Annotated in this window: 15 protein-coding genes; 5 read left to right on the forward strand and 10 right to left on the reverse strand. The window is 70.9% G+C overall.

What is annotated here, in order from left to right:
• Positions 1-40 precede the first annotated feature (40 nt).
• From ACIBBB_RS03765 to ACIBBB_RS03780, 4 genes are read right to left on the reverse strand one after another with little or no spacing between them, the layout of a single operon-like run.
• Complete coding sequence (locus tag ACIBBB_RS03765; RefSeq protein WP_398978311.1) at positions 41-1,396, reverse strand: GH1 family beta-glucosidase; 1,356 nt, start codon at positions 1,394-1,396, stop codon at positions 41-43.
• A 59-nt stretch (positions 1,397-1,455) separates the two neighbouring features.
• A complete protein-coding gene (locus ACIBBB_RS03770; protein WP_398978313.1) occupies positions 1,456-2,334 on the reverse strand; it encodes a carbohydrate ABC transporter permease in 879 nt (292 codons plus the stop codon).
• Positions 2,324-3,334, reverse strand: a complete 1,011-nt coding sequence (locus ACIBBB_RS03775) for a carbohydrate ABC transporter permease (protein WP_398978315.1) — start codon at positions 3,332-3,334, stop codon at positions 2,324-2,326. The genes ACIBBB_RS03770 and ACIBBB_RS03775 overlap by 11 nt, the downstream gene beginning before the upstream one ends.
• A gap of 10 nt (positions 3,335-3,344) precedes the next feature.
• Positions 3,345-4,661: an extracellular solute-binding protein gene (locus ACIBBB_RS03780; protein ID WP_398978317.1), complete on the reverse strand. Its 1,317-nt coding sequence runs from the start codon at positions 4,659-4,661 to the stop codon at positions 3,345-3,347.
• 138 nt (positions 4,662-4,799) lie between these two features.
• Between ACIBBB_RS03780 and ACIBBB_RS03785 the strand changes: the two genes are divergently transcribed.
• Positions 4,800-6,155 carry an ROK family transcriptional regulator gene (locus ACIBBB_RS03785; RefSeq protein ID WP_398978319.1) on the forward strand — a complete coding sequence of 452 codons (1,356 nt, stop codon included), beginning with the start codon at positions 4,800-4,802 and terminating at the stop codon, positions 6,153-6,155.
• A gap of 66 nt (positions 6,156-6,221) precedes the next feature.
• Here the strand turns inward: ACIBBB_RS03785 and ACIBBB_RS03790 are convergent, their stop codons facing one another.
• Both ACIBBB_RS03790 and ACIBBB_RS03795 read right to left on the reverse strand, forming a co-directional pair.
• The gene (locus tag ACIBBB_RS03790) at positions 6,222-7,367 is read right to left on the reverse strand and encodes a LacI family DNA-binding transcriptional regulator (protein ID WP_398978322.1); all 1,146 of its coding nucleotides are present in this window, start codon (positions 7,365-7,367) and stop codon (positions 6,222-6,224) included.
• A 16-nt stretch (positions 7,368-7,383) separates the two neighbouring features.
• Positions 7,384-10,146 carry a glycoside hydrolase family 3 C-terminal domain-containing protein gene (locus ACIBBB_RS03795; protein WP_398978324.1) on the reverse strand — a complete coding sequence of 921 codons (2,763 nt, stop codon included), beginning with the start codon at positions 10,144-10,146 and terminating at the stop codon, positions 7,384-7,386.
• A 232-nt stretch (positions 10,147-10,378) separates the two neighbouring features.
• Here ACIBBB_RS03795 and ACIBBB_RS03800 point away from each other — a divergent pair, with 232 nt between their 5' ends.
• On the forward strand, positions 10,379-11,671 hold the full coding sequence (locus ACIBBB_RS03800; protein ID WP_398978326.1) for a peptidoglycan DD-metalloendopeptidase family protein: 1,293 nt from the start codon (positions 10,379-10,381) through the stop codon (positions 11,669-11,671).
• On the opposite strand, the gene ACIBBB_RS03805 is transcribed toward ACIBBB_RS03800, so the two are convergent.
• A complete protein-coding gene (locus ACIBBB_RS03805; protein ID WP_398978328.1) occupies positions 11,552-12,706 on the reverse strand; it encodes a DMT family transporter in 1,155 nt (384 codons plus the stop codon). The genes ACIBBB_RS03800 and ACIBBB_RS03805 overlap by 120 nt on opposite strands.
• A 250-nt stretch (positions 12,707-12,956) precedes the next feature.
• Here ACIBBB_RS03805 and ACIBBB_RS03810 point away from each other — a divergent pair, with 250 nt between their 5' ends.
• From ACIBBB_RS03810 to glgC, 3 genes are read left to right on the forward strand one after another with little or no spacing between them, the layout of a single operon-like run.
• A complete protein-coding gene (locus ACIBBB_RS03810) occupies positions 12,957-13,712 on the forward strand; it encodes a (2Fe-2S)-binding protein (RefSeq protein WP_398978330.1) in 756 nt (251 codons plus the stop codon).
• A gap of 55 nt (positions 13,713-13,767) precedes the next feature.
• The gene (glgA, locus tag ACIBBB_RS03815) at positions 13,768-14,949 is read left to right on the forward strand and encodes a glycogen synthase (RefSeq protein WP_398978828.1); all 1,182 of its coding nucleotides are present in this window, start codon (positions 13,768-13,770) and stop codon (positions 14,947-14,949) included.
• Positions 14,950-15,001: 52 nt separating this feature from the next.
• On the forward strand, positions 15,002-16,219 hold the full coding sequence (gene glgC, locus ACIBBB_RS03820) for a glucose-1-phosphate adenylyltransferase (protein ID WP_398978332.1): 1,218 nt from the start codon (positions 15,002-15,004) through the stop codon (positions 16,217-16,219).
• 95 nt (positions 16,220-16,314) lie between these two features.
• On the opposite strand, the gene ACIBBB_RS03825 is transcribed toward glgC, so the two are convergent.
• From ACIBBB_RS03825 to ACIBBB_RS03835, 3 genes are read right to left on the reverse strand one after another with little or no spacing between them, the layout of a single operon-like run.
• The gene (locus tag ACIBBB_RS03825) at positions 16,315-17,376 is read right to left on the reverse strand and encodes an ABC transporter permease (protein ID WP_398978334.1); all 1,062 of its coding nucleotides are present in this window, start codon (positions 17,374-17,376) and stop codon (positions 16,315-16,317) included.
• On the reverse strand, positions 17,373-18,335 hold the full coding sequence (locus ACIBBB_RS03830) for an ABC transporter permease (protein ID WP_398978336.1): 963 nt from the start codon (positions 18,333-18,335) through the stop codon (positions 17,373-17,375). The genes ACIBBB_RS03825 and ACIBBB_RS03830 overlap by 4 nt, the downstream gene beginning before the upstream one ends.
• The gene (locus tag ACIBBB_RS03835; protein WP_398978338.1) at positions 18,328-19,959 is read right to left on the reverse strand and encodes a sugar ABC transporter ATP-binding protein; all 1,632 of its coding nucleotides are present in this window, start codon (positions 19,957-19,959) and stop codon (positions 18,328-18,330) included. The genes ACIBBB_RS03830 and ACIBBB_RS03835 overlap by 8 nt, the downstream gene beginning before the upstream one ends.

Genomic DNA, 19,959 nt, shown 5'->3' on the forward strand with positions numbered 1-19,959 from the left:
CGTGGGCAGCGGTCCCGACCGCCGCCCGCGACAGGTCCGCTCACGCCGCCTTGTGGCTCCGGCCCGCCAACTGCCGGATGATCTCGGCGTACCGGTGCCCGCTCGACTTGATCGTCCGTCGCTGCGACGCGTAGTCGACATGGACGAGGCCGAACCGCTTGTCGTAGCCGTAGGCCCACTCGAAGTTGTCCAGCAGCGACCAGGCGAAGTACCCGGCGAGCGGCACCCCCTTGCGTACGGCGCGCGCGCACGCCTCCAGATGCTCCTCCAGGTACCGGGTGCGCTCCGGGTCGTCGACCGTGCCGTCGTCCAGCAGGACGTCCGGATAGGCCGAGCCGTTCTCGGTGACGTACACACGCTGTGCGCCGTACTCCCTGGTCAGCCGGAGCAGCAGCTCCTCCAGGCCGTCCGCGTGCACCTCCCAGTCCATGGCCGTGTGCCGTACGCCGGGCAGATAGACCTGCTTGGCGTACGGCGCGGGCCCGGACGGGTCGTCGGCGACGACCTGGCGGAAGTAGTAGTTCAGCCCCAGCCAGTCCAGCGGCGCGGCGATGGTCTCCAGGTCGCCGGGGCGCTCGGGCAGCGCCACCCCGTACAGGTCGAGCATGTCCTGCGGGTAGCCGCGCCCGTGGACGGGGTCCAGCCACCAGCGGTTGATGTGGCCGTCGGCCCGTACGGCCGCCGCCCGGTCCGCCTCGCGGTCGGTGGCAGGCTCGATCGGGCTGAGGTTGTTGACGATGCCGATCCGGGCGTCGGACGAGGCCGCGCGGATCGCCTGGACGGCGAGTCCATGACCGAGATGCAGATGGTACGAGGCGTGCACGGCGGCCTTGAGGTCCGTCAGCCCCGGCGCCATCCGGCCTTCCAGATGCCCGATCCAGGCGGAGCAGAGCGGCTCGTTGAGGGTCGCCCAGTCCGTCACGCGGTCGCCCAGGCGCTCGGCGACGACGGAGGCGTAGGCGGCGAAGTGCTCCGCGGTCTCACGGGCCGGCCAGCCGCCGCGGTCCTGGAGCGTCTGCGGGAGGTCCCAGTGGTAGAGGGTGGCGAACGGGGTGATGCCCGCCTCCAGCAGGCTGTCCACCAGCCGGTCGTAGAAGCCGATCCCGGCCTCGTTCACCGGCCCGTCGCCGCCGGGCACGACGCGCGGCCAGGCCAGCGAGAAGCGGTACGAGCCGACGCCGAGGCGCTTCATCAGCCCGATGTCCTCGGGGACCCGGTGGTAGTGGTCGCAGGCGACATCCCCGGTGTCGCCGTTGTCGACGGCGCCGGGGGTGTGGGAGAAGGTGTCCCAGATCGAGGGGGAGCGGCCGTCCTCGGTGACGGCGCCCTCGATCTGGTAGGCGGCGGTGGCGACGCCCCAGACGAAATCGTGGGGGAGGGCGTTGAGTTCGTTCACTGACTGCCTTTCCGGAGAGGGCACTTGGAGAGACTGACGAGAAATCAGCTGACGCTCCGTCACTTCACCGCTCCCGCCGTCAGACCCGCGACGAGATAGCGCTGGAGGAGCAGGAATCCGGCGACGACCGGCACGCTGACGACGAGCGAGGCGGCCATGATCTGGTTCCAGTACACGTCGTTCTGGGTGGCGTAGCCCTGGAGACCGACGGCGAGCGTGCGGGTCTCGTCGTTCGTCATCACGGACGCGAAGAGAACCTCTCCCCATGCCGTCATGAACGCGTAGACCGCCACCGCGACGATCCCCGGGATCGCGGCCGGCACGACCACCCGGAACAGCGCGCCCAACGGGCCGCAGCCGTCCACCTTCGCCGCCTCGTCCAGATCCCTCGGGATGGAGTCGAAGTATCCGATCAGCATCCAGATGGAGAAGGGCAGCGAGAAGGTCAGATAGGTGAGGATGAGCCCGCCGCGCGACCCGTACAGGGCGACGCCCGTGCTGTTGCCGATGTTGACGAAGATCAGGAACAGCGGGAGCAGGAAGAGGATGCCCGGGAACATCTGGGTGGAGAGCACCGTGACGGTGAAGACGCGTTTACCCCTGAAGCGGTAGCGGCTCACGGCGTACGCGGAGAACACCGCGATCGTCACCGACAGCACGGTCGCCGCACCCGCCACCAGCAGCGAGTTCATGAAGTAGTGCGCGAGCGGGACGGTGTCCCAGATGTCGAAGTACGGGCGGATCGTGATCTCGGAGGGGATCCACTGGAACGTGTCGGTCACGTCCTCCAGCGGCTTCAGCGAACTGCTGACCATCACATAGACGGGCAGCAGGGCGAAGGTGGTGAGGAACGCCAGGATGATCCGGCGCGTCCAGCGGAAGGACGCCGGAGGAGCGAGGGGAGATCTGGCCTTGCCGGCCAGGGCCTTATTCGGCACCGGAACCCTTCCTTCCGCGCGAGGTGGCCACCAGGTAGACCGCCGTGACCAGCAGCAGGAAGAGCAGCAGCAGGACGGACATCGCGGAGCCCGTGCCGAAGTTCCAGGTGACGAACGACGACTGGTAGATATGGATCGAGATGAGGTCGGCCGCCTCGGGCGCCGACTCGCCGAACAGGACGTACGGCGTGTTGAAGTCGTTGAACGTCCACAGGAACAGCACCAGCACCAGCACCTGGTTGACCGGGCGCAGCGAAGGCAGCGTGATCTTGCGGATCTGCTGCCAGATGCCCGCGCCGTCGATGGACGCCGCCTCGTACAGCTCGCGCGGGATGTTCTGGAGCCCCGCCATCAGCATGAGGAAGGCGAACGGCCAGGACTTCCAGACCGCCACGACGACGAGCGCGATGAAGCTGTTGTCACCGATCAGCCAGAAGGACGGCTCGTCGGTCAGGCCGAGCTGGTCGTGCAGGACGTGGTTGATCATGCCGTTGTCGCGCTGGAACATGAACGCCCAGGTGATGACCGCGGCGTACACCGGCAGGGCGTACGGGGTGAGGAAGACGGCCCGCAACAGGCCCCGGCCGCGGAAGTTCTCCTGGAGCATCACCGCGGCGGCCATGCCGAACAGCCAGGACAGGCCGACCGTGATGACCGTGAAGAGACAGGTGACGTAGAACGAGTGGAGCAGCGCCTCGCCGAGCGGGGCGTCGAAGTCGACGGCGATTTCGTAGTTGTCGAACGCCCGCCACGGCGCGTTGCCCCAGTTGTTGATGTAGAGCTGGGTCAGTTCGCGGAAGCTCATCACGATCCCGATGACCATCGGGACGATGTGCACGAGCAGTTCGAGCAGGACGGCCGGGAGCAGCAGAAGGTAGGGCAGCCCGCCCTGGCGGATCCGGTCGGGGATGCGGGGCAGTCGTCTTCGCCGCGCACCCCCGTCGCCCTGGTCCGCACCGCTGCCCGACTTGCGTACGGGGGGAGTCACGGTGGACGTCATGGGCGGTGCCTCACTGCTGCATCTGCTGCTGGGCCTTGTCCAGCCGCTTCTTGACGGACTCGGTGGTCACCGGGGTCCCTGAGGCGGCGTCCGCCCACAGGTCCTTGACGGCGGTGCCGACGGCTGTCTCGAACTGCGACTCCTCGGGCACCTGGGGGAGCGGCGCCGCGCTGTTCGCGAGGGTGTCGCGCAGGACCTTCAGGTCGGGCGCGGCGAACGCCGGGTCCGACTGGGCCGCGGCGACGGGCGGGATGGAGCCGTAGGTCTTGTTGAGGAGCTTCTGCTCGGCGTCGCTCGTCATGAACTTGACGAACTTCTTGGCGCCTTCGATGTTCTTGGTGTTCTTGAAGACGGCGATGTTGATGCCGGCGACCATCGAGTTCACCTGCGGGCCGGTGCCGGGGGCGCCGGACGGTACGGGTACGGGCGCGGCGCCCCAGTCCTCGGGCTTCATGCCCTGGGAGGCGAACGTCGAGGCGGCGGCCTGCCACAGCACCATCGCCGTCTTGCCCTTGGCGAAGTCGGTCAGCGACTGGTTCTGGGCGTACTCCGCGTTCCCCGGGGCGATGATCTTGTCCTTGGCCATGAAGTCGACGTACTGCTTCACGGCTGCCACGTTGCCGTCGGTGGTGAACGTCGGCTTGCCGGACTCGTCGAAGAAGTTGTCGCCGTGCTGCTGGCCGAGCGCGAACACCTGGTGGATGTTGTTCGACAGATTGCCGCCCTCCGCGCCCAGTGCCCACTTGCCGTCCTTGGACAGCTTCTTGCCGTCGGCGACCAGTTCGTCCCAGGTGGCCGGCGGTCCGTCGATGCCGGCGTCCGCGAACATCTGCTTGTTGTAGTAGAGCGCGTACGCGAGCGAGTACAGCGGCACGGCCGCCGGAGGCTGGCCTTCCGCACCGGCGGACGCGACGGCCGAGTCGACGAAGCGGTCCCGGCCGCCTATCGCCTCGAAGTTCTTGTCGTCCCAGGGAAGCAGTGCTCCGGTCGCCTGGAGCGAGGCGGACCAGGTGTTGCCGATGTTCAGGACGTCGGGGCCCTGGCCGGACGTGGTGGCGGCCAGGATCCGGGTGAGCAGGTCGGACCAGGGCACCACTTCGAGCTTGACCTTGATCCCCGTCTCCTTCTCGAACTTCTTCAGCTCGGGAGTGAGGATCTTCTTGTCGGCCTCGATGTTCGGGCCCTGGTTGGACGCCCAGTAGGTGAGCGTCTTCGGTGAATCGTTGCTGCCGCCCTCGTCGGTGGATGTACCGCCGCCGCATCCGGTGACGGTGGCGGCGAGGGCGGTGGCGAGGGTGACGACTACTGCGGCTCTGATTCCGCGCATGGGAGGCCCCTTTCCGGGGTGGCTGTGTTCGAGAGTCGAACGCTGCCTCACGGCTTAATTTATGTCGTGATTTAAGAGGTGAGAGAAGGTCGCGTCAAGGTCTGGGCCGGGGTATGTTGCCTGCTGGGAAGGAGCACCATGGCCGAACGGGACAGAAGAACAGTGCGTGACCTGCGCCGGGGCAACCGGGCGAGGGTGTTGCAACGGTTGTATTTCGACGGTCCCCTGAGCCGTCAGGAGCTCGGTCCCGCGACAGGTCTGAGTTCAGGATCCATCAGCAACGTCGTCACCGAACTCGCCGCCGAACGCCTCCTGGAGGAGGCCGGAGTGGTCGACTCCGACGGGGGCAGGCCGCGCACGCTGCTGCGGGTCGCGCCCGGCGGAGCGCTCCTCATCGGCATCGACATCGGGGAGACCCGCGTCCGCGTCGAACTCTTCGACCTGTCCCTGACCGAACTCGCCCGCACCGAAAGGCTGCTGGCCCAGCACGGCCACGACGTCGAACGCATCGTCGCGCACGTCCGCACCGGCGTCGCCCACGTCCTGCGGGACGCCGGGGCCGACCCGCGCGAACTGCTCGGCATCGGCATCGGCGTCCCCGGCATCATCGAGCGCGACGGCCCCGAGGGCGCGGTCGTGCACGGACAGACCATGGGCTGGGCCGCCGTGCCCTTCGAGAAACTGCTGCGCACGGCCGTCGACGTACCGGACGAGGTCCCGCTCTTCATCGACAACGGCGCCAAGACCCTCGGCCAGGCCGAGATGTGGTTCGGCGGCGGCCGGGGCGCGGGGACGGCGGCGATCGCCCTCATCGGCTCCGGGGTCGGCGCGAGCGTGATTCACGGTGGCGAAGACGGTGCGCTCGACGGGACCCACCGGAGCGACGCCCTCGAATGGGGCCACACCACCGTGCACATGCGCGGCCGCCGCTGCCGCTGCGGCTCCATCGGCTGCCTGGAGGCGTACGCGGGCGCGGAGGCGATGCGCGAACGCTGGCAGGAGGCGGGCGGCCCGCTCCCCGCCGACGCCGACGACGAGACGGCCCTCGCGGCCCTGCTGGCCGCGGCCTTCCCGCCGCCCGGCGGTCCCGCGCCCGACCAGGTCGCGGTGTCACTGCTCGACGAGACGGCGGAATGCCTCGGCGCGGCCGTCGCCGACCTGATCAACCTGTTCCTGCCCGAACGGGTGCTGCTCGGCGGCTGGGCCGGCCTCCAGATCGGCCCGCACCTGCTGCCGGACATCCGCCGCTACGCACGCGAGTACGCGCTGCGGCACACGGGCGCGCGGGCGAGCGTCGAGCTGGGCCGCCTGGGCCCCGACGCGGTCACGGTCGGCGCGGCGACACTGCCGCTGTCGGACTTCCTGGCCCGCGGAGGGACGAGGCCGGCACCGGTCGGCGGCGACGAGACCCCCCGGGCGGGGAGCGTACGGAGGGCGGTGCCGGGGGACCGGTGGAGCCACACCCCGACGACGGCGCTGGAGACGAATCCCTGACGGGCCGTCCGGGGGCGGTGGGTGGTTGTCGTCCGCCCGTCCGGCGCTTGAGGAGAATCCCCGCGGTCAGGCCGAGGCGCGGACGATCAGGGTGGGTTCGAAGATCACCGAGGTCACCGGGCGGTCCGGGCGGGACAGCCGGTCCAGCAGGAGACGCGCCATCTCCGCCGCCATGTCCTCCACCGGCTGCCGCACCGTCGTCAGCGGCGGGCGGCAGGACGCCGCCGCGCGGCTGTCGTCGAAGCCGATCACCGCGACATCGTCCGGCACCCGCAGCCCGTGCTCGCGCAGCACCCGGCACGCGCCCACGGCCATCAGGTCGTTCGCCGCGAACAGCCCGTCCAGGTCCGGGTGTTCGGCGATCAGCCGCTCCATGGCCGAGGCGCCGCTCTCCTCGGTGAACTCGCCCTCGGCGACGGGGATGTACGGATGTCCGTGCCGGGCCATCGTGTCCCGGAAGCCCGCCAGCCGGTCCTGCCCCGCCGGTACGTCGAAGGGCCCCGCGATCGTGGCGATCCGCCGGCAGCCGCGGGCCAGCAGATGCTCGGCGGCCAGCCGGGCGCCGTCCTGGTGGGCGAGGTCGACGTAGCTGATCCGGACCGGACGGGCGGGGCGCGCGTACAGCACCGCGGGAAGACCGGCGTCCGTGATGAGCGCGGGCAGCGGGTCCTCCGCGTGCGTCGAGACCACCAGGGCGCCGTCGGCGCTGCCCTGACGGAGGTACGACACCACCTCGTCCCGCGCGCGCGAGGTCTCGGCGAACATCAGCACCGGGTGAATCCCGCGTGGGCGCAGGAAGTTGACCACGCCCGTCACCACCCGGCCGAAGAAGGGGTCGGCGAAGACCTCGGTCATGAACGAGCCCACACCGCCGTCGAATCCGGCGCTCTCCCCGTCGCTCCCGCGGCTCCCTGAAGCGGCGGACGCGGCGGACGCCGTGGGCCCCGCCGTCGCGGCGACCGGCGGCGGGTCGTCCCCGGCGCCCGAGACCACCAGGGCGATCGAGTCCGCCTTGCGCGTGACCAGCGAGCGGGCGGCGCGGTTCGGCGTGTATCCGGTGACCGCCACCGCGTCCCGCACCGCCGCCTGGATCACCGGGTCGACATTGCGCACACCGTTGATGACGCGGGAGACGGTGGCACGCGAGACCCCTGCCGCCTTGGCGACATCCTCCAGCGTGGGCGCGCCCGCCGCTCGTGAATCCTCCGTCATGAGCGCATTTATAGCATCAGCGGAGAGCGCTCTCCATCGACGGACCCGCCGTGAGCGGCCCCGTCGCCGTCACCGTGAGTGTCGTGCGCAGCGGCAGCTCTTGCGCCGAAGACCCTGCCAGGAGCGTGAATTCACCGGCCTCCGTCTCCCAGCGTCCACGCTCCGTCGACCAGTGCGACAGCGCGCGCGCCCCGAGCCGTACGGTCGCCACGGCCTCCTCACCGGGACCGGCCTCCACCGCCGCGTAACCCGCCAGCGCGCGCACCGGCCGGTCGACCGCCGTGTCCGGCCGGGCCAGATAGACCTGGACGACCTCACGGCCCTTGCGCGGGCCGGTGTTGCGCAGCCGTACGCGTACGTCGACGGCTTCCCCGGACCCGCGTACGGTGTCCGGCGCCTCCAGCCCCTCGTACTCCCACGAGGTGTAGCCGAGCCCGTGCCCGAACCAGTACGCGGGCTCCGCCCCGGCGCGGAGCCACGCGCGGTGGCCGATGTGGATGCCCTCCTCATAAGGAAGACGTCCGTCGCGCGGCCGGGTGCCGAGCACCGGGACGTCCTCCTGGGCCAGCGCCCAGGTCGTCGGCAGCCGGCCGCCGGGTTCGGCGGCGCCGAACAGCACGTCGGCCAGGCCGTGTCCGGCCTCCTGACCGGGGAACCAGGCGAGGAGCAGCGCGGGTACGTCACGGTGCCAGGGCAGCGCGACGGGGCCGCCCGAGTTCACCAGCACCACCGTGCGCGGGTTGGCGCGCGCCACCGCCCGTACGAGCGCGTCCTGCCCGTCCGGCAGTGCCAGGGACTCGCGGTCGCGGCCCTCGGACTCGCTCTCCTCGGTCGTACCCACCACGACCACCGCGACATCGGCGGCCCGCGCGGCGGCCACGGCGGCCGCGCGGGCCGCCGACGCGTCACCCGGCGGAGGCGCGGCGGCCAGCAGCGTCGCCACACCCGTTCCGGGGTCGAGCCGGCGCCGGGCTACCACCTCGGCCTCCACGCCCTCGGTCAACTCGGCCTCCGTACACCGGTAGGGCGGGGAGACATGCACGCGGGTCGGGTCGTCGCTGTCGAGCGGGAACTCACCCGTCATGAGCGTCCGGCCGTCCACGGACAGGGAGATGAGCCCCCAGCCGCCCACCCCCAGCGTCCAACTGCCGCTCTCCGTGGGCCGGACGAGCGCGCGGATCTCCACGGTGACGGCGCCAGGGACGCGGGCCGGTTCCACGATGCGGCCCGACAGCCGGTGTTCGGCGTGCAGTTCGGTGCCTGCGGCGTCCAGCAGCCTTACGAGGACGCCCGGTTCGCCGTTGCGCGGATCGCGCGTCCAGGCCGGGTCGAGCGGCCGTGGCCGGGTGTGGGGCGGCAGGCCGGGCGTGTACGTCACATCGGCCGCCGCCCTGTCCGAGTCCCCGGCGGCTTCGCGCAGCGCCGCCTCGATGCCCTCCAGCGGCGTGACGACGGACGAGGGGAACACCTCGGCGCTGCCGCCCCCCTGGATCCGGACCGCCGTGGCGTGCGGGCCGACGACGGCGACGCGGCGCGTCCGGGCCGGATCCAGCGGCAGCAGGCCGCCCTCGTTGCGCAGCAGGACCGTGCCGGCGGCGACGGCCCGCCGCAGCAGTGCCCGTCGCTCGGTGGGCGGGGCCAACAGCGGCCAGACCGGGCTCTGTTCGCCCAGGGCGTGTTTCGGAAGTCCCGTCAGGCTCACGTCGCCTGGCACCCGAGCTCCCCGCGTTGTCGGAGTCGCCCGAGCGCGCCCGGCCCATCCACCACGCCGATCCTCCGCCTTGCGATCGCACGCGCCAGCCGCCGTGAGCCCCGGCCCGCGGGCGGACGACGCTTCTTCTGAGACACGCCCCAGCGCACCCACCCGACGGGCGAGCCGGAGCAGGCGCCGTACCTTGTCGTCGATCCGTGCCTCGTCGATCAGGCCCGCCCGCACGGCGTCGAGCAGTCCGGCCGCCCAGGGGCTCTCCGGGCCCGGCATGGCGAGGTCCTGGCCCGAGCGGGCGCTGTCGAGCAGAGTGCGCACCGCGCCCCAGTCGGAGACGACCAGCCCGTCGAAGCCCCAGCCGCCGCCGTGGAGCGCCCCAGTCCCGTCGGCCGGCCCGTTCTCGTCCGCCGGCCCGTTCTCGTCCACCGGCCGGGGTTCCTTCAGCGGCCGGTCCAGGAGCGGACTCGCCGACATCGTCTCGCCGTTGACCTTGTTGTACGCGGACATCACCGCCCAGACGCCCGCGTCCACCGCCGCCTCGAACGGGACCAGATAGACCTCACGCAGGGTCCGTTCGTCCACTCGTACATCGACGTGCAGCCGATCGGTCTCCGCGTCGTTGGCCACGAAGTGTTTGGCCGTGGCCGCCACTCCGCCCTCCTGAACGCCCGTCACGAAGGCGACGCCCGTACGCGCGGTCAGCAGCGGATCCTCGGAGAAGCACTCGAAGTGCCGCCCGCCCAGCGGTGACCGGTGCAGATTCAGGGTGGGGGCCAGCAGCACCTGGACGCCCTTGAGGCGTGCCTCGGCGGCCAGGAGCCCACCGAGCTCGCGCACCAACTCCTCGTCCCAGGAGGCCGCGAGAGCCGTCGGCGACGGCAGGACGAGAGAGGTCTGCCGCTCGTCCCAGGCGTCGCCGCGCACGCCGGCCGGTCCGTCGGACATCGTCACAGGACCGAGCCCGACGGCCGGTTCGTCGTACGTACGCCAGTTGCTGGCACCCGTCAGCAGACGCACCTTCTGCCGGATGTCGAGTTTCTCCAGCAGTCGCTCGGTCTCGTCCTCGGCCATACTGCCCCTTCAATCCTGTTGGAGAGCGCTCTCCCATCGACCTGCCCAAGACTCGCCGGACGGTGCGTGGGCTGTCAATGCCGGCCTGTGGGCTGCGACGACGCACGGCGGGCGCACGCGTGCCGTGCGGGCTCCCCGAGTGAGCCCTTGTCATTGCACATGCGACTGCCCTAAGTTGACCGATTGCGACGTGTCCCAGACGTCCTTACCTGCCAGTGGGGGAGCCGAGACCATGGCCGCAAACGGTCGCCACCGCAGATACCAGCCGAGCCGCATCAACCGCGCGTCGCTCACCGTGACGGCGGGCGGCGCGGGCATCGCCCTGCCACTCATGGGCGCGGGCACAGCCAGTGCGGCCCCCGTGGACACATGGGAGAAGGTCGCGGCCTGCGAGTCCACGAACAACTGGCAGATCAACACCGGCAACGGCTACTACGGCGGGCTTCAGTTCAGCCAGTCCACGTGGGAGGCGTTCGGCGGCGGGCAGTACGCGGCGCGCGCCGACCTCGCCACCAAGGACCAGCAGATCGCCATCGCCGAGAAGGTTCTCAAGGGCCAGGGACCGCAGGCGTGGCCCCACTGCTCGGTGGAGGCCGGCCTCACGCGCGGTGGCGACGCCCCCGACGTGGCACCGGCCAAGGCCCGTGACACCCCGGGCAGCCAGGACAACGCGTCAGCGCGGAAGGCCGGCGACTCGGCGAAGAGCGCCCCTCGGAGCGATCCGAAGAAGGCCGCGTCGCCCACGTCCGTGCCGACCGATCGCGAGGGCTACACGGTGGCGGGAGGCGACTCGCTCTCCGGGATCGCCGCCGCCGAGGAGCTGCGGGGCGGCTGGCAGCGGCTGTACGAGGAGAACCGCAGGGTCATCGGCAGCGACCCCGACCTGATCTTCCCCGGGCAGAAGCTCGTCCTGCACGTCTCCGCCCCCGCGAAGGACAAGCCGGCCGCCGAGGCGCCCGCCCCGCCCAAGGAGGCGAAGAAGCCCGCCGCGAAGGCGCAGCCGCCCAAGCAGGCCGAGAAGCCCAAGCCCAAGCCGCAGGCGGAGAAGCGGAAGGAAGAGCCCAAGCAGCAGGCCAAGCAGCAGGCTTCGAAGCCGAAGACGGCCGAGAAGCCGAAGCAGTCGTCCGGCTTCAGCGCACCGGTCAGCGCGAGCACGGGCACCCCGTACCGCAAGGCCGGTTCCTGGGCGAGCGGTTACCACACGGGCGTCGACTTCCCGGTCCCGACCGGCACGTCGGTGAAGGCCGTGGCGGGTGGCACGGTCGTGTCGGCGGGCTGGGAGGGGTCGTACGGCTACCAGGTCGTCATCCGGCACGGGGACGGCAAGTACAGCCAGTACGCGCATCTGTCGGCGCTCAACGTGCGTGACGGTCAGAAGGTGAACGCGGGCCAGCGCATCGCACGGTCAGGATCGACCGGAAACAGCACCGGACCGCACCTCCACTTCGAGATGCGTACGGGGCCCGGTTACGGTTCCGACATCGACCCCGTCTCCTACCTCAGGGCGGGCGGAGTCCGCATCTGACCGGATTGTCCGCCGCAGGATGTGGCGCGCGGCCTTGTGTTCAGGCTTGTGCGCCCCCTGGCGCTGGGCCGGGTGCCAGTGCCAGGCCGGGCGCGCCCAGGCGTGACGGTGCTCGATCGGCGCGGATCCGGCCGGCCCGTTGTCCGCCGCCACGACGCCGTCCGGTGCCTCCGCGCCGACAGCGGGCTCCTTGGCGGTGCCCGCCGTCTGCGCGGCGAGCCGCTCCGTCGTCAGGAGGACTAGTCCGCCCGCGGTCACCACACCGAAGCCGAGGGCGAGCATGCCGCCCGTCAGCCCGTAGCGGAAACCCTCGCCGAAGAGGGTGAGTCCGACCGCGGCGGCGACCACCGGATTCACGACCGTGACCGTGGCCAGCGGCGCGGCGAGCCCCGCGCCTCGGTAGGAGGCCTGCGAGAGCAGCAACCCGGCCACGGCCAGGCCCGCGATGACCAGCAGGCTCGGCACCTGACCACCGAACGTGCCCTCGGTCCAGTCGACGGCGACGGTCTTGGTGAACACCGAGGAGATACCGAAGGCGACACCGGCGGACGCGGCCAGCAGCACACTGCGGACGGCCGGACGGCGTACGGCCTGCGCGACCAGGAACAGCAGGGCCACCACGCCGACGGTGGCACCGGCCACGACCATGCGCTCAACGGAGCCCAGCGAGTGCGAGCCGGCGGAGCCGGTCAACGCGAGCAGCCCGGCCAGTCCGAGCGTCGCCAGGAGCGCCCCGCGCCAGGCGGCGGCACCCGCCTTGCGGCGGACGAAGACGGCGGCCATCGGCAGCGCGAAGACGATCGTCAGGGCGCCCAGCGGCTGTACGAGGCTGAGCGGTCCGTACGCCAGCGCCACGACGTGAAGCAGTCCGCCGACCCCGTTCAACGCCACAGCGGCCCACCACACGCCGTGATGCAGGGGCGCGTAGGGCCGGGCGGGTGTGTCAGCCGCTACGCGCTCCTGAAGGATCGCCCCGGCCGCATAGGCGACCGCGGAGACCAGTGACAGCAGCACGGACAGCGCGAGTGCACTCATATATCCACGATCTCTCGCCAGGTGCGATTAGTCGTCGTCCTGAAGACGGCATTCCGACGTACTGCTGTAGTAGTACGTCGGTGGAGCCGTAGTCATTCCCCTGGCGGTGGCCCCCGACCTCGGGTCGAGTCGCCGGGTGCACGGGGCGCTCCGGATCGGGCACTCACCGCGACCGCCGGACGTTACGGACAGTGACGCCGGGGTGATGATCGAACGCGTCGGTGAGGATCGATAAAAGAGGGGCGGCCAGGTGGATTTCGCGGAGGTCGGTTCCGTGGGCGGGTTCTTCGCCCTGCGGACGGAGGCGGTCGGGGAACCGGCGGAAAGACCCGCGGAAGGGGGCGCGCACGGCGGCGCGTACATCCCGTTCGCACAGATCTACGCGGGCGACATCGCGCCGCTCTCGGCGCGCGTCGACACGATCGCCCAGAAGCTCGGCGCGCCCGAGCGCCGGGTCGCCGCGTCCGTCGCGCAACTCGGGCTCGCGGCCCGGCTCTGGTCGGTCGCACTGGGCTCGGCCGCGCTGCACGGCGAAGTCCCGGACCTGGACCCGGGGCGACTGTGCTGGGCCCCTCTCCGCTCCTCGCCCGACGACCTCCGGCTGCCCGAGCCACGCGCTTTCCCCACGGCCGAGGGCACAGCCACCGCACTCGCCGCGGCGGTCCGCGAGGTGGTCCAGTTCGGCCACCTCGTGCCCCTCGCGGCGGCCCTGCGTGCCGACGGCTCTGTCTCGCCACGCCTGCTGTGGGGCAACGCCGGCTCCGCCCTGGCCGGGGCCGCGCGCGAACTCCGCGTCTGGAGCGGCCGGGCCGGACGGTCCGAAGTCGGAGAGCGGGCCGCCGCCATCGCCGCGGCGCTCTTCACCCATCCCGACCTGCGTACCACCGGCGTTTCGCGGGACGGTTCCTTCCGGCGCCGCAGCTGCTGTCTCTACTACCGTTGCCCGTCCGGCGGCCTCTGCGGGGACTGCGTCTTCGACCGGCCGCCGCAGCGCTCTTCCGCATGAGAGGTTTCCGGGTGACCATGACATGGCTGAGATCGTCGGGCGACGGGGGTATGGCGTGAAGGTCGGATTGCTGACCAGGGAGTACCCACCGGATGTGTACGGAGGCGCGGGCGTCCATGTGGAGTTCCTGGCCCGTGAGTTGCGTGAACTGACCGAGCTGCGCGTGCACTGCTGGGGCGAGGACGGCACCGGCGCCGGGGAGCGGGCCCAGGGCGTCGTCCGGCACCGGGCCGCCGCCGGACTCGAAGGCGCCAACGACGCGCTGCGCACCTTCTCCGTCGATCTCGCGATGGCCGCCGCCGTGGAAGGCAGCGACCTGGTGCACTCGCACACCTGGTACGCGGCGCTCGCCGGCCATGTCTCCAAGATGCTGTACGGCATCCCGCACGTGATGACCGCCCACTCGCTGGAGCCCCTGCGGCCCTGGAAGGCCGAGCAGCTCGGCGGTGGGTACGAGCTGTCCGGCTGGGCCGAGCGCTCCGCGATAGAGGCGGCGGACGCCGTCGTCGCCGTCTCGCACGGCATGCGCACCGACATCCTCGACTGCTATCCCTCGCTCGACCCGGACCGGGTGCGGGTGATCCACAACGGCATCGACACCCGCCTCTACCGCCCGGAGCCCGGCACCGACGTGCTGGAGCGGATCGGTATCGACCTCGACCGCCCGTACGTGCTGTTCGTCGGCCGCATCACCCGGCAGAAGGGCGTCCCGCACCTGCTGCGCGCGGCCCGCGCCCTGGACCCCGAGGCGCAGCTGGTGCTCTGCGCGGGCGCGCCCGACACCCCGGAGATCGGCCGTGAGTTCCGCGAGCTGGTGGACGAGCTGAGCGGCAGCCGCGACGGCGTGTTCTGGATCCCCGAGATGCTGCCGCGCCCCGAGGTGGTCCAACTGCTCGGCCACGCGGCCGTGTTCGTCTGCCCGTCGGTGTACGAGCCGCTGGGCATCGTGAATCTGGAGGCGATGGCCTGCGGTACGGCGGTCGTCGCCTCGGCGGTCGGCGGCATCCCCGAGGTCGTCGACGACGGGAGCACGGGCCTGCTGGTGCCGTACGACGAGCGGCACCCGGAGGACTTCGAGACGGCCCTCACCGAGACGCTCAACCGGGTCCTGGACGACCCGGAGGCGGCGGCGGCGATGGGGGCGGCGGGGCGGGACCGGGCGGTGCGCGAATTCGGCTGGGACCGGGTCGCCCGTCGTACGTACGAGGTGTACGAAGAGCTGCTCAAGGCCAAGTAGCCGGGTAGACGGATCCGGACGACCGGTGTAGGTCGCGAACAGAGGAGCGGCGATGCGTGGTGGACCTTCGGTGCTCGGGATCGTGCTGGCGGGCGGGGAAGGCAAACGGCTGATGCCGCTGACCGCCGACCGCGCCAAACCGGCGGTGACCTTCGGCGGTACGTACCGCCTGGTCGACTTCGTCCTGTCCAATCTCGTCAACGGCGACATCCTGCGCAACTGCGTGCTGACGCAGTACAAGTCGCACTCGCTCGACCGCCATGTGAGCACCACCTGGCGGATGTCCAGTCTCCTCGGGAACTACGTCACGCCGGTGCCCGCCCAGCAGCGGCTCGGACCGCGCTGGTATCTCGGCAGCGCGGACGCGATCCTTCAGTCCCTCAATCTCGTCCACGACGAACAGCCCGACTACATCGCGGTGTTCGGCGCCGACCACGTCTACCGCATGGACCCCCGGCAGATGCTGCGCCGGCACATCGAGAGCGGCGCGGGGGTCACCGTCGCCGGCATCAGGGTGCCGCGCGCCGAGGCGTCGTCCTTCGGGATCATCACGCCCGGCCCGGACGGCACCCGTGTCGACCGGTTCCAGGAGAAGCCGTCCGACGTGCCGGGGCTGCCGGGCGACCCCGAGCATGTCTTCGCCTCGATGGGCAACTACCTCTTCACGACCAAGATCCTGGTCGACGCCCTGCACCGGGACGCCGAGGACGACTCGTCGGTCCACGACATGGGCGGCTCGATCCTGCCGATGCTCACCGAGCAGGGCATGGCGCAGGTCTACGACTTCGACGACAACCATGTGCCGGGCGAGACGCCGCGCGAGCACGGCTACTGGCGGGACGTGGGCACGCTCGACTCGTACTACGACGCGCACATGGATCTGATCTCGCACCAGCCGGAGTTCAACCTCGACAACAGACGCTGGCCCATCTACACGCACGCCGGCCAGCTCCCGCCCGCGCGGTTCGTGGCGGGTGGCATCGCGAGCGAGTCGATCGTCGCTCCGGGCTGCGTGATACGGGGCCAGGTGACCCGCTCCGTGCTCTCTCCCGGTGTGGTGATCGAGGAGGGCGCCGTGGTGCAGGGCTCGGTGCTCCACGACAACGTACGGGTGGGGCGCGGCGCGGTCGTCCGCGGCTCGATCCTCGACAAGAACGTGGACGTCCCGCCCGGCGCCACGGTCGGCGTCAATCCGGGGCGGGACGAGGAGCTGTACACCGTCTCGAAGAACGGGGTCATCGCCCTCGGGAAGGGCCAGACCGTCTTCTAGGAGCGGGACCGGGCTCCGCGAAAGACCCACAGATCCTTCCTCGGGCGCCGCACAGGCTCACCGCCTCCGGCGCCCGAGGACAGCACCCGCACCCGTCACATCATCCGGCGCCGCCTGCCCAGCCAGGTCTGGGCGATCACCACGACCGCCAGGAAGGCGCCGCTCACGACCTGCTGGTACGCCGAGTCGAGCGAGCCGATCTGGTTGATGACGTTCTGAATGACCTTCAGCAGCAGGACGCCCACGAGCGACCCGCTGATGAAGCCGAAGCCGCCGGTCAGCAGTGTGCCGCCGATGACGACGGCCGCGATCGCCTCCAGCTCCATACCGGTGCCGAGGATCGTGACGCCCGAGACCAGCCAGGCCGCGTTCAGCGCCCCGGCCAGTCCGGCGCACAGTCCGGAGAGGGTGTAGACGGCGATCTTCGTACGGGCCACCGGCGCGCCCATCAGGGCCGCCGCGTCCTCGTTGCCGCCGACCGCGTACACGTACTGGCCGAACCGGCTGCGCCGCAGCATCACGGCGCCCGCGACGAAGAGCGCCACCGTGATCCACACCGGCACCCCGATGCCCAGCAGCTTCTCCTGACCGAGGCCGGCGAAGAAGGACTTCTCGTCCACCAGATAGGTGTTGGAGCCCTCGTCGGTGATGGCCAGCAGGATGCCGCGGGCCGCGAGCATCGCCGCGAGCGTGACGATGAACGGCGCGAGCCGCGCCTTCGCGATCAGCAGCCCGTTGACGAGACCGATCAGCCCGCAGACGACCAGTGGCAGGAGCAGCGCGACGATCGTGCCGTACTGCGAACCCCAGGCGCCGAGCACACCGCCGAGCGCGAAGAGCGAGCCGACGGACAGGTCGATGCCGCCGGTGATGATCACGAACGTCATACCGAGGGCGACGATCGCCAGGAACGCCGACGAGACCGCCATGTTCTCCAGGTTGTCGCCGGTGAGGAAGGTGTCGAAGCCGATCGACGCGCCGATGGCGACGAGCAGCAGCGTGACGAGCGCGCCGTGCTGCTGCGCGAGCGCGCTCAGCAGTTCGGCCCGGCTCGCGCCGAGCGGCGCCTCGTCGGTGTCCTTGCCGGAGGCCCCCTTGCCGGGGAAGGGGCCGCCGCCCGTGGCGCGGGCCGGACGCTCCGTATGGGTGTGGGTCATCGCTTTCCCCGTTCGCGTGCCGCGTAGACCGCGAGCACGATCACGACTGCCTGGGCGATCTGCGTCCAGGAGGGCGGCAGATCGTGCTTGATGAGGGTCGCCGTCAGCAGCTGGATCAGTACCGCGCCGGCCACCGTGCCGCCGATCCGGATCCGGCCGCCGCTGAGCGGAGTGCCGCCGACGACGACCGCGGTGATCGCGGACAGTTCCATCAGCGTGCCGAGCGACGTCGGGTCGCTGGCCTGGAGCCGCGCGGTCGCGAGCACGCCGGCGATCGCGGCGAGCACACCGGCGATGACGTAGACGAGGATCAGCACGCGGCGCACCGGGAGTCCGGCGAGCTGTGCGGCGGGCCGGCTGTCGCCGATCGCGAGGAGTTGCCGGCCGAAGGTCGTGCGCTTCACGATGAATCCGACGACGAGTGCCAGGGCGGTGGCGATCAGTACGAGATACGGGATGCCGAACAGATCGCCCGAGCCCAGCGAGGACATGCCGGAGTCGCGTACGTCCTTGAGCTGTGGCAGCAGCACGAGGGCGATTCCGCGTACCGCGACCATCAACGCCAGTGTGGCGACGATGGGCTGGACTCCGATGAACGCGATGAGCGACCCGTTCGCGAGGCCGACGACGGCGCCGCCGATCATCGCGACGATCAGCGCGACCCAGGGCCCGTAGCCGAGATACAGCGAAAGGAGGGAGGTCGACAGGGCCATCACCGACCCGACCGACAGGTCGACGCCCTCGCTGCCGATCGCGAGCGCCATGCCCAGCGCGACGATCAGCACCGGCGCCACCTGGACGGCCTGGGTACGGAAGTTCTCCGTGGACAGGAAGTGCGGGGTGAGCGCGATGTTGACCAGCAGCAGGACGGCGACGCCCGCGTACACGCCGTAGTCCTGGAGCAGGCGCAGCAGCCGCGCGCGGTCGACGGGGGCGCCCTTCAGGGCGAGTTCAGTCATGGTCCGTCTCCCCTCCTGAGGAGGTCTTGTCGACCGGTACGGCATCGGACGCGGGCACCGGATCCGAAGCCGGGGCCACGATCGCCGCGGCATCCGGCGCGACCGTCTTCAGCTCCGCGTCCGACTCGGGGGCCGCCGCGATCGCGTGCAGCAGCCGGTCCTCCGTGACGTCGTCGCCGGTCAACTCCGCGACCACGGCGCCGTCCTTGAGGACCACCACCCGGTCCGACCCCTCGATCAGCTCCTCCATGTCGGAGGAGATCAGCAGCACCCCGAGCCCCTCGTCGGCGAGTTCGTCGATCAGGCCCTGCACCTCGGCCTTGGCGCCGACATCGATACCCCGGGTCGGCTCGTCGAGCAGCAGCACCTTCGGCCGCATCGCCAGCCAGCGGGCCAGCAGCACCTTCTGCTGATTGCCGCCGGACAGCTCGCCGACCTTCTGGTGCGGCCCCGACGCCTTGATCCGCAGCCGCTTCATGAAGGTGTCCACGATCTTGTCGACCTTGGCATCGTCCACCAGCCCGAACCGGGAGAGGCCGGGCAGCGCCGCGAGCGCGATGTTCTCCCGCACCGAGAGGCCGGGGACGATTCCCTCGGCCTTGCGGTCCTCGGGCAGCAGACTGATGCCGGCCCGGATGGCGGCGGGCGTGGAGCCCGTACGTACGGGGGAGCCCGCCACCACCACCTCCCCCGAGTCCGGCGGCAGCGCGCCCGCGATGGCCTTGGCCGTCTCGCTGCGCCCCGAGCCGAGGAGCCCGCCGAGGCCCACGACCTCACCGGGCCGCACCTCGACCGAGACCTGGTGCAGCGTGTGACGGACCGTCAGATTCGTTGCGCTGAGCACTGGTTCGCGGCCCGCGTGGTGGTCGCCGGTGAACTTGGTGACCCCCTCGCCGCTCACCTCGGCCATCTCACGGCCGAGCATCAGCGACACCAGCCGCAGCCGGTCGAGCTCCGCGATCGGTCCGGTGTGCACGAGTTTGCCGTCGCGCAGCACCGTGACCTTGTCGCAGACCTCGTACAGCTCGTCCAGCCGGTGGCTCACGTACACCACCGCGATGTCGCGCTCCTTGAGCATCCGGATCACGCCGAACAGCGTGCGCACCTCGCGCGGTTCGAGCGAGGACGTCGGCTCGTCCATGATGACCACCCGCGCGTCGACGGAGACCGCCCTGGCGAGCGCCACCATCTGCTGCGCGCCGACACCCAGCGTCCGCAGCGGACGCTTGACGTCGACCCGCAGCCCCAGCGAGCGCAGCGCCTCGTCGGCCTCGCCGTGCATCCGGCGGAAGTCGATCAGCCCCAGCCTGTTCCGGGGCTCCCGCCCCAGGAACAGATTGCGCGCCACGCTCATCAGCGGGACGAGGTTGACCTCCTGGTAGATCGTGGAGATCCCGGCGTGCTGCGCCTCCAGCGGAGTCTGGAAGCGCACCGGACTCCCGTTGTGGACGATCTCGCCCTCGTCGGGCTGGTACACACCGGTGAGCACCTTGATGAGGGTGGACTTCCCGGCGCCGTTCTCGCCGATGAGCGCGTGGACCTCGCCCGGCAGGGCGGCGAAGTCCACGCCGTCGAGCGCGCGTGCGCCCGGGAACGTCTTGGTCAGACCGGTGACCGACAGCAC

It is taken from the genome of Streptomyces sp. NPDC051217, from assembly GCF_044455465.1.
Lineage (GTDB): Bacteria > Actinomycetota > Actinomycetes > Streptomycetales > Streptomycetaceae > Streptomyces.

Coding starts and splice junctions, on each gene's coding strand:
- ACIBBB_RS03775 (WP_398978315.1), bottom strand. CDS start 3,334: ATGACGTCCACCGTGACTCCCCCCGTACGCAAGTCGGGCAGCGGTGCG.
- ACIBBB_RS03780 (WP_398978317.1), bottom strand. CDS start 4,661: ATGCGCGGAATCAGAGCCGCAGTAGTCGTCACCCTCGCCACCGCCCTC.
- ACIBBB_RS03785 (WP_398978319.1), top strand. CDS start 4,800: ATGGCCGAACGGGACAGAAGAACAGTGCGTGACCTGCGCCGGGGCAAC.
- ACIBBB_RS03790 (WP_398978322.1), bottom strand. CDS start 7,367: ATGACGGAGGATTCACGAGCGGCGGGCGCGCCCACGCTGGAGGATGTC.
- ACIBBB_RS03795 (WP_398978324.1), bottom strand. CDS start 10,146: ATGGCCGAGGACGAGACCGAGCGACTGCTGGAGAAACTCGACATCCGG.
- ACIBBB_RS03800 (WP_398978326.1), top strand. CDS start 10,379: ATGGCCGCAAACGGTCGCCACCGCAGATACCAGCCGAGCCGCATCAAC.
- ACIBBB_RS03805 (WP_398978328.1), bottom strand. CDS start 12,706: ATGAGTGCACTCGCGCTGTCCGTGCTGCTGTCACTGGTCTCCGCGGTC.
- glgC (WP_398978332.1), top strand. CDS start 15,002: ATGCGTGGTGGACCTTCGGTGCTCGGGATCGTGCTGGCGGGCGGGGAA.
- ACIBBB_RS03825 (WP_398978334.1), bottom strand. CDS start 17,376: ATGACCCACACCCATACGGAGCGTCCGGCCCGCGCCACGGGCGGCGGC.
- ACIBBB_RS03830 (WP_398978336.1), bottom strand. CDS start 18,335: ATGACTGAACTCGCCCTGAAGGGCGCCCCCGTCGACCGCGCGCGGCTG.